8 protein-coding genes and 3 tRNA genes are annotated in these 12494 nt (G+C 59.9%); 9 read left to right on the top strand and 2 right to left on the bottom strand.

Features of this window, described 5'->3' with window-relative positions; translation table 11 throughout:
* The first annotated feature begins 133 nt into the window (after window positions 1–133).
* From BLV18_RS13750 to BLV18_RS13740, 3 genes are all read left to right on the top strand, one after another.
* A tRNA-Arg gene (locus BLV18_RS13750) sits at window positions 134–210 on the top strand.
* 41 nt (window positions 211–251) lie between these two features.
* A tRNA-His gene (locus BLV18_RS13745) sits at window positions 252–327 on the top strand.
* A 57-nt stretch (window positions 328–384) separates the two neighbouring features.
* Window positions 385–469 (top strand) — tRNA-Leu (locus tag BLV18_RS13740).
* Between the two features lie 101 nt (window positions 470–570).
* Here the strand turns inward: BLV18_RS13740 and BLV18_RS13735 are convergent.
* Window positions 571–2739 carry a GAF domain-containing protein gene (locus tag BLV18_RS13735; RefSeq protein WP_090359279.1) on the bottom strand — a complete coding sequence of 723 codons (2169 nt, stop codon included), beginning with the start codon at window positions 2737–2739 and terminating at the stop codon, window positions 571–573.
* 312 nt (window positions 2740–3051) lie between these two features.
* Between BLV18_RS13735 and tig the strand changes: the two genes are divergently transcribed.
* The 6 genes from tig to BLV18_RS13705 all read left to right on the top strand — a co-directional run bounded on the left by tig (window position 3052) and on the right by BLV18_RS13705 (window position 11498).
* Window positions 3052–4362, top strand: coding sequence for a trigger factor (tig, locus tag BLV18_RS13730; protein WP_049858851.1), 1311 nt, complete (start codon window positions 3052–3054; stop codon window positions 4360–4362).
* Window positions 4363–4453: 91 nt separating this feature from the next.
* Window positions 4454–5089: an ATP-dependent Clp endopeptidase proteolytic subunit ClpP gene (gene clpP, locus BLV18_RS13725; protein ID WP_049858850.1), complete on the top strand. Its 636-nt coding sequence runs from the start codon at window positions 4454–4456 to the stop codon at window positions 5087–5089.
* 112 nt (window positions 5090–5201) lie between these two features.
* Window positions 5202–6488, top strand: coding sequence for an ATP-dependent Clp protease ATP-binding subunit ClpX (gene clpX, locus BLV18_RS13720; protein WP_049858849.1), 1287 nt, complete (start codon window positions 5202–5204; stop codon window positions 6486–6488).
* Between the two features lie 151 nt (window positions 6489–6639).
* Window positions 6640–9036: an endopeptidase La gene (lon, locus tag BLV18_RS13715; protein WP_090359277.1), complete on the top strand. Its 2397-nt coding sequence runs from the start codon at window positions 6640–6642 to the stop codon at window positions 9034–9036.
* A 143-nt stretch (window positions 9037–9179) separates the two neighbouring features.
* A complete protein-coding gene (locus BLV18_RS13710) occupies window positions 9180–9452 on the top strand; it encodes an HU family DNA-binding protein (protein WP_049858847.1) in 273 nt (90 codons plus the stop codon).
* A gap of 171 nt (window positions 9453–9623) precedes the next feature.
* The gene (locus BLV18_RS13705; RefSeq protein WP_090359275.1) at window positions 9624–11498 is read left to right on the top strand and encodes a SurA N-terminal domain-containing protein; all 1875 of its coding nucleotides are present in this window, start codon (window positions 9624–9626) and stop codon (window positions 11496–11498) included.
* Between the two features lie 183 nt (window positions 11499–11681).
* Here the strand turns inward: BLV18_RS13705 and fabI are convergent, their stop codons facing one another.
* On the bottom strand, window positions 11682–12476 hold the full coding sequence (gene fabI, locus BLV18_RS13700) for an enoyl-ACP reductase FabI (RefSeq protein WP_090359272.1): 795 nt from the start codon (window positions 12474–12476) through the stop codon (window positions 11682–11684).
* Between the last annotated feature and the right edge of the window lie 18 nt (window positions 12477–12494).

Raw genomic sequence — 12494 nt, 5'->3', positions numbered from 1 at the left:
ACATTCGTCGCACTTGTCGGGCAGGGCCTAGCACTGGTGAAGAAGGTAGGGCAAAGCAAGCGGTTTCAAGGCTTGTTTGTCATCACCGACTGAAGCTCTGGATTTGTAATCTGCAAGGACTACAGACTCAAAAGCGCCCGTAGCTCAGCTGGATAGAGCATCCGCCTTCTAAGCGGATGGTCGCAGGTTCGAGTCCTGCCGGGTGCGCCATTAGGCAGCTTTGGCACAAGTAACGCAGTAAACGCAATATGGTGGGCGTAGCTCAGTTGGTAGAGCACAGGATTGTGACTCCTGTTGTCGTGGGTTCGATCCCCATCGTCCACCCCATATTCCGAAAGGCGCCCGATTCTAACCGATCCGGCGCCTTTGCTTTAAAAGCTACACGCGGACGTGGTGGAATTGGTAGACACACTGGATTTAGGTTCCAGCGCCGAAAGGTGTAAGAGTTCGAGTCTCTTCGTCCGCACCAACCAGAATGGCAAGGCCCAGGCCTGTCGCTCAACGTGAAAGCCGCCTCAGGGCGGCTTTTTCGTGTCTGCGATTTGGCGAGCGCTTCACGCGCTCAAGGCTTCACGCCTCCACCGGTTGGACCATGCTGAACGTGATGACATTGCCGTTCTGCTCCACACTCAGGTTGCCGCTGTGAGCCACCGCGATTGCCTGAGAGATGTACAGGCCAATCCCCAGGCCATTCTTGTTGCGCAGGTTCTCGGCGCTGTGCGGCTTGAACGGCTGAAACAGCGTCGCCAGTCGCTCGGGCGCCACCGGAGTGGTCTGGTTGAGCACGGACAATCGCGTGTTCTGCTGTTCGGTGCTCAAGCTGATCAGTACCGGTGTGTCGGGCGTGCCGTGGTAGCGAGCATTGCCCAGCAGGTTGGTGATGACCTGCGCGTAGCGATCCGGATCGACCATGGCGCGTACGTCCGGCTCGATGCGGGCTTCGATGGTCAGGCTGGGAAAAGCCACGGCGGTTTCGTGGACGATGCTTTCCACCAGTGTCGACAGATCGGTCTCGACCCGATTGACCATGATGCCGAGGCCCGACTGCAGGCGACTCATCTCCAGGATCTGGCTGATCAGCCGTTCCATGCGACCGCTGGAGTGGCTGATGTGCTTGCGCAGTTCGGTGTCGCGCGTTTCGTTCGAAGACAGCATGGCGGCGGCCATGGAAATGGACTGCAGCGGGTTGCGCAGGTCGTGACCGAGCATCGCGATCAGGCGCTGGCGCATGCCATCGATCTCGCTGGCGCGGCTCAGGCACAACTCGACCAGATCACGCCGCAGCTTCTCGGCTATCGCGATGTCGGTATCACCCCAGCTGGCCGAGCGTCCGCGCACCACTTCTTCCCAGGCTTCGAACGAGCCTCGGGGTGTCAGCCGGGCGCCCGAGGGCCCGACCTTGATGATCTTCTCCGGCTTGCCGCCCCAGCGCACGTTGTTGATTTCTTCCTTGCGCAGCCACATGACCCAGCCCGATTCCTGTCGGTGGAAGCGGACCGCCAGAATGCCACAGTAGCCGCTGGTGTTGCGCTCGCTTGCCGAGCCTTGCCAATGCTCGGTATGGAACACCTCGAGGTTCGGGTCCTGTTCGACGTGTTCGAGTACCTGGCGGCACAGGGCGTCGAAATGCCCGCCGATGCTCTGGGTACGTCCCGACATCACCACCGCAGCGCCATCGCACGGAATCAGCGAGGCAATATTGTCCGGATCACCCGCCAACGCGCTGACCAGATCTTCGGAGTCGCGGGCCAGGGTCATGAGTCTCTGTTGCTGGTCGCTTGCCTGCTTCAGGGTCTGTGTGGCCAGGTTGTGTTCCAGGCGTTCGACCAGTGCGCTGCAGACCTGCGAGATGACCTGGAACGACATGCGCAAGGGGTGAGCCATCGTCTTGGGCGACATGTGGTGGCAGGAGAACAGCCCCCACAGCTTGCCACCCACGACGATGGAAACGCTCATCGAGGCGCGCACGCCCATGTTGGTGAGGTACTCGCAGTGGATCGGTGAAACGCTGCGCAGGGTGCTGAAACTGAGGTCGAATGGCTGGCCGGTTCGCGGATCCAGTGACGGGGTTAGTGGCGCTGGCGCATAGGTCACGTCGGCGATCAGGCGAATCGGATTCAATATATAGAGCAGGCGAGCCTGGGCAGGGATGTCCGAGGCCGGGTAACGCTGGCCCAGGTAGCTTTCGAGGTCTTCGCGATGGGCCTCGGCGATGACCTCGCCGGACAGGTCGGGACGAAAGCGATAGGCCATGACCCGGTCGTAGCCCGTCATGTTGCGGATTTCCTGGGTCACGCGGCTCAGCAGGGCATCGATGTCGTGGCGGTTCTGCATCTGGCTGATGATGCGCTGCGCGTACAGGGCGAACTGGCTGAAGGAGCCGCTGGCCGTACGGCGCGGCTCGAACTCCAGATACAGGATCTGCAGATGGCGATGGGCAACCACGTCGAACAGGCGGCCGAGCAGCACGCTTTCGACACTGTTGGCCCAGTGATCGCTGCTGGCAAGCCCCTCTGCGATCAGCTCCAGGACATCGCCGCCCAGCAACTCGCCGTCCGGCGTGCTGCCCGGCAGCACATCCAGCCCAATGGTCGCCATCAGGTTGGCGCTGCGGCTCAATACGCGACCTTCGGCATCCAGCGCGATCAGTGCGCCATGAGGTTGGATCGCGCCCGGTCGATGGATGGGCTCGTCCTCGCAATTGGCGAGGGACACCAGCGGCACGGGGTTTATGGCCATGAAGGTCCTGCGATGGTGGGCATTGTTACCGGAAACGACAGAATGATCGTGCTCTCCGCATAGAGGTGCAAGGTAATGACTTTATCCGCTGACAGAATACCAGCGGGCCCATCATTGTCTTGCAAAAGTTGTCCGAGAGATCACTTTTCATCCCTGAACAGGCCTTGTTTTGCTGCCGTTGGACGGTTTCTGCAGTGACTTTCCGCGCATCCATGTGCATAGGGTGACTTCTTGAGTTCGAGCCACTAGAATGCTTGCCCTTGATCTGGGGTCGGAAATGGCCGGCTAACGTCTGTGCAACGAGGAAAATCCATGCAAGTTTCTGTTGAAAACACTTCCGCTCTCGAGCGCCGCATGACCATCGGTGTTCCCGCCGAGCGCATCGAGGCCGAAGTCAACAAGCGTCTGCAACAGACCGCCCGTAACGCCAAGATCCCGGGCTTCCGTCCAGGCAAGGTGCCTATGAGCGTCATCCGTCAGCGCTACGAGGCTGACGCGCGCCAGGAAGCTCTGGGCAACGTCATCCAGGCTTCCTTCTATGAAGCCGTGGTCGAGCACAAGCTCAACCCAGCCGGCGCACCCGCCGTCGAGCCTAAAGTGTTCGAAAAGGGCAAGGATCTGGAATACATCGCCACCTTCGAAGTGTTCCCCGAGTTCGAAGTCGGCGCGTTCGACAGCATCGAAGTCGAGCGCCTGAGCGCCGACGTCGCCGACAGCGACCTGGACAACATGCTCGAAGTGCTGCGCAAGCAGAACGTGCGTTACGAGCAGGTCGAGCGCGCTGCCCAGACCGAAGACCAGTTGAACATCGACTTCGTCGGCAAGATCGAAGGCGAGGCGTTCTCCGGTGGTTCGGCCAGCGGTACCCAGCTGGTACTGGGTTCGGGCCGCATGATTCCCGGTTTCGAAGACGGTCTGGTCGGCGCCAAGGCCGGTGAAGAGAAGGTGCTGAACCTGAACTTCCCCGAGGACTACCAGAACCTCGAGCTGGCCGGCAAGGCCGCCGAGTTCACCGTTACCGTCAACAGCGTTTCCGAAGCCAAGCTGCCTGAACTGAACGAAGAGTTCTTCGGCCAGTTCGGCATCAAGGAAACCGGTCTCGACGGCTTCCGCGCCGAAGTTCGCAAGAACATGGAGCGCGAGCTGCGTCAGGCCATCAAGGCCAAGATCAAGAATCAGGTCATGGACGGTCTGGTATCGACCAACCCGATCGAAGTGCCCAAGGCGCTGCTGGACAACGAAGTCGACCGCCTGCGCGTTCAAGCCGTTCAGCAGTTCGGTGGCAACATCAAACCCGACCAACTGCCGGCCGAGCTGTTCACCGAACAGGCCAAGCGCCGCGTCGTGCTGGGCCTGATCGTCGCCGAAGTGGTCAAGCAGAACGAGCTCAAGCCGGACGAAGCACGCGTGCGCGAGCTGATCCAGGAAATGGCCTCGGCCTACCAGGAGCCCGAGCAAGTTGTATCGTGGTACTACAAAAATGACGAGCAGCTGAACGAAGTCCGTTCGGTTGTGCTGGAAGAACAAGTTGTGGATACTGTTCTGCAGAAGGCTAAGGTGACCGATAAAGCGGTCTCTTACGAAGAAGCAGTCAAACCGGCGGAAGCAGCACAAGCCGACTGATTGTCCAACTCGTTGGAAATTCAACCACAAGCCAGCCTCGCGCTGGCTTGTGCGTTTTCAAGACATGACTATTTGGGAGTAACTGCAGAGCATGTTCCGTAATTCCTATATTCAGCAGAACTCTGATATCCAGGCCGCTGGCGGCCTGGTCCCGATGGTTGTCGAGCAATCCGCTCGTGGCGAACGCGCCTACGATATCTACTCACGCCTGCTAAAGGAGCGAGTGATCTTTCTGGTTGGCCCGGTAGAGGACTACATGGCCAACCTGATCTGTGCGCAGCTGCTGTTCCTTGAGGCGGAAAACCCGGACAAGGACATCCATCTCTACATCAACTCCCCAGGCGGTTCGGTCACTGCAGGCATGTCGATCTACGACACCATGCAGTTCATCAAGCCGAACGTGTCGACCACCTGCATTGGCCAAGCCTGCAGCATGGGCGCATTCCTGCTGACCGCCGGTGCCGAAGGCAAGCGTTTCTGCCTGCCGAACTCACGCGTGATGATTCACCAGCCACTGGGTGGCTTCCAGGGCCAGGCGTCGGACATCGAAATCCATGCCAAGGAAATCCTGTTTATCCGGGAGCGTCTCAACGCGCTGATGGCCAAGCACAGCGGGCGCACCCTGGAAGAAATCGAGCGCGATACCAACCGCGACAACTTCATGAGTGCCGAAGCGGCGCAAGCCTATGGCCTGATCGACAAAGTGATTGACCGTCGCCCCGCTTAACATGAGCCGCTCAAAATAGGGCTGGTTGGCATGCCCGACCATTGCCGGGCTTGAAAAAGCCCGCAATAGCCTTCATCTTGTGTTGCAAGCCTATCGGATTTGGATCGATCGAATGACTGACACCCGCAACGGCGAGGACAACGGCAACAAGCTGCTCTATTGCTCCTTCTGTGGCAAAAGCCAGCATGAAGTGCGCAAATTGATTGCCGGCCCCTCGGTCTTTATCTGCGACGAGTGCGTCGACCTGTGCAACGACATCATCCGCGAGGAGGTGCAGGAAGCCCAGGCCGAGAGCAGCGCGCACAAATTGCCCTCGCCCAAAGAAATAAGCGGCATCCTGGATCAGTATGTGATTGGCCAGGAGCGCGCCAAGAAGGTTCTCGCGGTAGCGGTGTACAACCACTACAAGCGCCTGAACCAGCGTGACAAGAAGAATGACGACGTAGAGCTCGGCAAGAGCAACATCCTGCTGATCGGCCCGACCGGTTCGGGCAAGACGCTGCTGGCCGAAACCCTGGCTCGCCTGCTCAACGTCCCGTTCACCATCGCCGATGCCACCACCCTGACCGAAGCCGGTTACGTGGGTGAGGACGTTGAGAACATCATTCAGAAACTGCTGCAGAAGTGCGACTACGATGTCGAGAAGGCCCAGATGGGCATCGTCTACATCGACGAAATCGACAAGATTTCGCGCAAGTCGGACAACCCGTCCATCACCCGTGACGTTTCGGGTGAAGGCGTGCAGCAAGCGCTGTTGAAGCTGATCGAGGGCACGGTTGCCTCGGTACCGCCTCAGGGTGGTCGTAAGCATCCTCAGCAGGAGTTCCTGCAGGTCGATACGCGCAATATTCTGTTCATCTGCGGTGGCGCATTCTCCGGCCTGGAGAAGGTCATCCAGAATCGCTCCACCCAGGGCGGTATCGGTTTCAGTGCCCAAGTGCGCAGCAAGCAGGAAGGCAAGAAGGTCGGCGAATCGCTGCGCGAAGTTGAACCCGATGACCTGGTCAAATTCGGTTTGATTCCCGAGTTCGTCGGTCGTCTGCCGGTGCTGGCCACCTTGGACGAGCTGGACGAAGCGGCACTGATCCAGATTCTCACCGAACCCAAGAACGCGCTGACCAAGCAATACGGCAAGCTGTTCGAAATGGAAGGTGTGGATCTCGAGTTCCGTACCGACGCGTTGAAATCGGTGGCCCGTCGCGCTCTTGAGCGCAAGACCGGTGCCCGTGGCCTGCGTTCGATCCTGGAAGGCATTCTGCTCGACACCATGTACGAGATTCCTTCGCAGACGGATGTCAGCAAAGTGGTCATCGACGAAAGCGTGATCGAAGGGACGTCCAAGCCGCTGTTGATCTACGAAAACAGCGAGCCGCCGGCGAAGGCTGCACCCGACGCCTGATCGAAAATCTGAGCTGGAACAAGGAAGGGGCCTACGGGCCCTTTTCGTTTTTCAGACAGCGAACTTGTTTTTTGCCGGGCAAGCCCCCACATTGAAGGCATGTTCAATTCCATCTGTTTACGGCCTTCGGGGCCGCTGTAGAGGCGAAATCATGAAGACAACCATCGAATTGCCTCTCCTGCCATTGCGCGATGTCGTCGTCTATCCGCACATGGTCATCCCGCTGTTTGTGGGTCGTGAGAAGTCCATCGAAGCCCTCGAGGCGGCGATGTCGGGCGAAAAGCAGATCCTTTTGCTCGCGCAAAAGAATCCCGCCGATGACGATCCAGGTGAAGGCGCCTTGTACCGTGTCGGCACTGTCGCCACCGTCCTGCAGTTGCTCAAGCTGCCCGATGGCACCGTCAAGGTGCTGGTCGAAGGCGAGCAGCGCGGCAGTGTCGAGCAGTTCCTGGAGATCGACGGCCACGTGCGTGCCGAAGTGCAGTTGATCGACGAGGTCGACGCTCCGGATCGCGAGTCCGAAGTGTTCGTACGTACCTTGCTGGGCCAGTTCGAGCAGTACGTGCAGCTGGGCAAGAAGGTTCCGGCCGAAGTGCTGTCCTCGCTCAACAGCATCGATGAGCCCGGTCGCCTGGTCGACACCATGGCCGCGCACATGGCGCTGAAGATCGAACAGAAGCAGGAAATACTCGAAATCATCGAGCTGCCTGCGCGTGTCGAACACGTGCTGGCCCTGCTGGATGCCGAGATCGACCTGCTGCAGGTCGAGAAGCGCATTCGCGGACGGGTCAAGAAGCAGATGGAGCGCAGCCAGCGCGAGTACTATCTGAACGAGCAGATGAAGGCCATTCAGAAAGAGCTGGGCGACGGTGAGGAAGGGCACAACGAAGTCGAAGAGCTGAAAAAGCGCATCGATGCCGCGGGCCTGCCCAAGGACGCCCTGGCCAAGGCCACGGCCGAGTTGAACAAGCTCAAGCAGATGTCGCCGATGTCGGCGGAAGCGACCGTGGTGCGCACTTACATCGACTGGCTGGTGCAGGTGCCATGGCAGGCGCAGAGCAAGGTGCGTCTGGACCTGGCGCGCGCTGAGAGCATTCTCGATGCCGACCACTACGGTCTGGAAGAGGTCAAGGAACGTATTCTTGAATACCTCGCCGTGCAGAAGCGGGTGAAGAAGATCCGCGGTCCGGTGCTGTGTCTGGTAGGGCCGCCGGGTGTGGGCAAGACTTCCCTGGCCGAATCCATCGCTCATGCCACCAACCGCAAGTTCGTGCGCATGGCCCTGGGTGGCGTGCGTGACGAGGCCGAGATTCGGGGTCACCGTCGCACCTACATCGGCTCGATGCCCGGTCGCCTGATCCAGAAGATGACCAAGGTGGGCGTTCGCAATCCGCTGTTCCTGCTCGACGAGATCGACAAAATGGGCAGCGACATGCGCGGCGATCCGGCCTCGGCGTTGCTGGAGGTGCTGGATCCTGAGCAGAACCACAACTTCAACGACCATTACCTGGAAGTCGACTACGATCTTTCCGACGTGATGTTCCTGTGCACCTCGAACTCGATGAACATCCCGCCGGCGCTGCTCGACCGCATGGAAGTCATCCGTCTGCCGGGCTACACCGAAGACGAGAAGATCAATATCGCGATCAAGTACCTGTCGCCCAAGCAGATCGAAGCCAATGGCCTGAAGAAGGCCGAGGTCGAGATCGAGGTCGATGCGATTCGCGACATCATCCGCTACTACACTCGCGAGGCGGGCGTGCGTGGGCTGGAACGTCAGATTGCCAAGATCTGCCGCAAGGTGGTGAAAGAACATGCGCACCTGAAGAAATTCACGGTCAAGGTCACGCCCGATTCGCTGGATCATCTGCTGGGCGTGCGCAAGTTCCGCTACGGTTTGGCCGAGCAGCAGGATCAGGTCGGTCAGGTCACCGGCCTGGCATGGACTCAAGTGGGCGGTGAGTTGCTGACCATCGAAGCGGCAGTCATCCCAGGCAAGGGCCAGTTGATCAAGACCGGTTCGCTGGGTGACGTCATGGTCGAGTCCATCACTGCGGCGCAGACGGTGGTGCGCAGCCGTGCCAATAGCCTGGGAATCGCCGCGGACTTCCACGAGAAGCACGACACGCACATCCATATGCCCGAAGGTGCGACCCCCAAGGATGGCCCGAGCGCCGGTGTCGGCATGTGCACCGCACTGGTCTCGGCGCTGACCCAGATTCCGGTACGCGCCGATGTCGCCATGACCGGCGAAATCACCTTGCGTGGCCAGGTATTGGCCATCGGCGGGCTGAAGGAGAAGTTGCTGGCGGCCCATCGTGGTGGAATCAAGACGGTAATCATCCCTGAAGAAAACGTGCGCGATCTCAAGGAAATTCCCGACAATATCAAGCAGGATCTGCAGATTAAACCTGTTAAATGGATTGACGAAGTCCTGCAAATTGCGCTGCAATACGCGCCGGAGCCCTTGCCCGATGTGGCTCCCGAGATTGTCGCCAAGGATGAGAAACGCGATACGGATTCCAAGGAACGAATCAGCACGCATTGAGCCTTGATTTGACTGGGTGGCTTTCTTGACAGCTTTTTTGAGCCCTTGTTATAAAGCGGCACTTGCTGTGTCGACAGCCACCCGGCGCACGTTTCACCACATACTTAGAAACAACTCAAAATATCGATATAAGGGGACTTATAGTGAACAAGTCGGAACTGATTGACGCAATCGCCGCATCTGCTGATATCTCCAAAGCTACAGCTGGCAAGGCGCTGGACGCCGTGATCGAATCCGTGACGGGTGCCCTGAAATCCGGTGATTCGGTTGTGTTGGTAGGTTTCGGTACGTTCTCCGTGACTGATCGCCCAGCGCGTACCGGTCGCAACCCGCAAACCGGCAAGGCCCTGGAAATCGCGGCTGCCAAGAAGCCCAGCTTCAAAGCCGGTAAAGCCCTGAAAGAAGCTGTCAACTAAGCTTCGGCCACGCCTTTGCTACCTGCTGCCAGGCAATGCCGGCAACAGGAGTGGAGCTGAGCAAGCTCCGCGAGTTACGAGAAGGCGCATCCTCGGATGCGCCTTTCTTCTATCCGGATTCCTATTACTCTCCGCGGTCGCTCTATCTGTACGGCCGTTTTCGGGGGATGCATGCTGCAGAACATCAGGGATAATTCCCAGGGCTGGATTGCCAAGACCATCATCGGTTTGATCATCGTATTGATGGCGCTGACCGGTTTCGACGCGATCTTCCAGGCCGCCAGCCATAGCCAGGACGCTGCAAAGGTCAACGGTGACGAGATCACCTTGAACGAACTCAGTCAGGCGACCGAGATGCAACGTCGCCAACTGATGCAACAGCTGGGCAAGGATTTCGATCCAGCCCTGCTCGACGACAAGATGCTGCGCGAAGCGGCCCTCAAGGGCCTGATCGATCGCAAGCTGCTGCTGCAAGGTGCCCATGACGCCAAGTTCGCCTTCTCCGAGGGCGCGCTCGACCAGATCATGCTGCAGACGCCTGAATTCCAGGTCGACGGCAAGTTCAGCGCCGAACGCTTCGATCAGGTCATTCGCCAGATGGGCTACGGCCGTCTGCAGTTCCGTCAGATGCTCTCCGAAGAGATGCTCATCGGCCAGCTGCGTGCCGGCCTGGCGGGCAGCAGCTTCGTGACCGACGAGCAGGTTGCCGCGTTCGCTCGCCTCGAGAAACAGACCCGTGATTTCGCTTCGCTGACATTCAAGGCGGACCCGACGGCGACCAAGGTCACCGACGACGAGGTCAAGGCGCATTACGACGAACACGCCAAGGAGTTCATGAGCCCTGATCAGGTGGTCATCGACTACGTCGAGCTGAAGAAGTCATCCTTCTTCGACCAGGTCACCGTGAAGGACGAGGATCTCCAGGACGCCTACCAGAAAGAGATCGCCAACCTGTCCGAGCAGCGTCGTGCCGCGCACATTCTGATCGAGGTCAACGACAAGCTCGATGACGCGCAGGCCAAGGCCAAGATCGAGGAAGTGCAGGCACGTCTGGAGAAGGGTGAGGACTTTGCCAAGCTGGCCAAGGAAGTCTCCCAGGATCCAGGGTCGGCCAGCAATGGCGGTGACCTCGGTTTCGCCGGCAATGGCGTGTACGACCCGGCGTTCGAAACCGCGCTCAATGCCCTGAGCAAGGGCCAGGTTTCGGCGCCGGTGCGCACCGATTTCGGCTGGCACCTGATCAAGCTTGAAGACGTGCAGGCTCCGGACGTACCGACCTTCGCCAGCCTCAAGGCCAAGCTGACCAGCGACCTGAAGACTCAGGAAGTTGAACAGCGCTTCGTGACCGCCACCAAGCAACTGGAAGACTCGGCGTTCGAAGCCTCGGACCTGGGGCAGCCTGCGCAGGAGTTGGGCCTCAAGGTCCACACGTCCGAGCCGTTCGGCAAGGAAGGCGGCAGCCAGGGCGTGACTGCCAGCCGTGCCGTGGTGCAGGCCGCATTCAGCCCTGAAGTGCTGGAGGAGGGTTCCAACAGCGCTGCGCTGGAGCTGGACCCGGAAACCATGGTTGTGGTGCGCGTGAAGGAGCATCGCAAGCCTGAGCAACTGCCGCTGGAAGCGGTGGCCGGACCGATTCGCGCCGAGCTGGCCCGGCAGCATGCTGCGGCCCAAGTGAAGGCCAAGGGCGAAGCGCTGCTGGCCGGTCTGCGCGACGGCAAGGTGCCGCTGGCGGCCAGTCAGGAAGGTCAGCCCTGGAAAGTGCTGGAGGCGGTCAGCCGCGGCCAGGACGGTATCGAGCCGGCCGAGCTGCAGGCACTGTTCCGCATGCCCAAGCCGCAAGCCAAGGACAAGCCCGAGTTCAGCAGCGTGACGCTGAAGGACGGTAGCTTCGTGGTTCTGCGCCTGGACGGCGTGAACGAAGCTGCGGCGCCTAGCGATGAAGAGAAGACCCAGTACCGCCGCTTCCTGGCGTCGCGCATGGGGCAGCAGGATTTCGCGGCGTACCGCAAGCTGCTGGAAACCAAGGCGGACATCACCAAGTATTGAGGTGATGGATGTTTGAACAAAAGGCCGCGTATGCGGCCTTTTGTTTTTGGGTGGATTCAAGGGCCTCTTCGCGGGCAGAGCCCGCTCCCACATGTCACCACTACTCCTTGCGCCACCGATAAACCCAGCGATAAAAAAACGCCGCTGAAATCAGCGGCGTTTCTTCAACCGACCGAAGCCAGCTTACTCTTCGATATCACCCATGGCGGTGGTGTTGAAGCCGCCGTCCACGTACATGATTTCACCGCTGATGCCTGATGCCAGGTCGGAGCACAGGAACGCGCCGGCGTTGCCGACCTCGTCGATGGTGACGTTGCGACGCAGCGGGGTCTGCGCTTCGTTGGCGGCCAGCATCTTGCGGAAGTTCTTGATGCCCGAGGCTGCCAGGGTGCGGATCGGACCGGCCGATACGGCGTTGACGCGGGTGCCTTCCGGGCCCAGGGAACCGGCCAGGTAACGCACGCCTGCTTCCAGCGAAGCCTTGGCCATGCCCATGACGTTGTAGTTGGGCATGGTGCGCTCGGCACCCAGGTACGACAGGGTCAGCAGGCTGCCGTTGCGGCCTTTCATCATGTCGCGACCGGCCTTGGCCAGGGCCACGAAGCTGTAGGCGCTGATGTCGTGAGCGATGCGGAAGCCTTCGCGGGTGGTGGCCTGGGTGAAGTCGCCATCGAGCTGGTCGCCCGGGGCGAAGCCGACGGAGTGAACGATGACGTCCAGGCCGTCCCACTTCTTGCTCAGGGCTTTGAAGACCGAGGCGATTTCAGCATCGCTGGCCACATCGCACGGGAAGCACAGATCGGCGCTGGAGCCCCAGCCTGCGGCGAATTCCTCGACGCGGCCCTTGAGCTTTTCGTTCTGGTAGGTGAAGGCAAGTTCAGCACCCTCGCGATGCATGGCGGCAGCGATGCCGGATGCGATGGACAGTTTGCTGGCGACACCGACGATCAGGACGCGCTTACCGGCGAGAAAACCCATGTGTTGTTCCTCTTCAGG

It is taken from the genome of Pseudomonas coleopterorum (assembly GCF_900105555.1).
GTDB classification, from domain to species: Bacteria; Pseudomonadota; Gammaproteobacteria; order Pseudomonadales; family Pseudomonadaceae; genus Aquipseudomonas; species Aquipseudomonas coleopterorum.
The sequence above is the reverse complement of the archived record's forward strand: the minus strand, read 5'-3'. Positions and strand labels throughout refer to the sequence as shown.

Coding starts and splice junctions, on each gene's coding strand:
- BLV18_RS13735 (WP_090359279.1), bottom strand. CDS start 2,739: ATGGCCATAAACCCCGTGCCGCTGGTGTCCCTCGCCAATTGCGAGGAC.
- tig (WP_049858851.1), top strand. CDS start 3,052: ATGCAAGTTTCTGTTGAAAACACTTCCGCTCTCGAGCGCCGCATGACC.
- clpP (WP_049858850.1), top strand. CDS start 4,454: ATGTTCCGTAATTCCTATATTCAGCAGAACTCTGATATCCAGGCCGCT.
- clpX (WP_049858849.1), top strand. CDS start 5,202: ATGACTGACACCCGCAACGGCGAGGACAACGGCAACAAGCTGCTCTAT.
- lon (WP_090359277.1), top strand. CDS start 6,640: ATGAAGACAACCATCGAATTGCCTCTCCTGCCATTGCGCGATGTCGTC.
- BLV18_RS13705 (WP_090359275.1), top strand. CDS start 9,624: ATGCTGCAGAACATCAGGGATAATTCCCAGGGCTGGATTGCCAAGACC.
- fabI (WP_090359272.1), bottom strand. CDS start 12,476: ATGGGTTTTCTCGCCGGTAAGCGCGTCCTGATCGTCGGTGTCGCCAGC.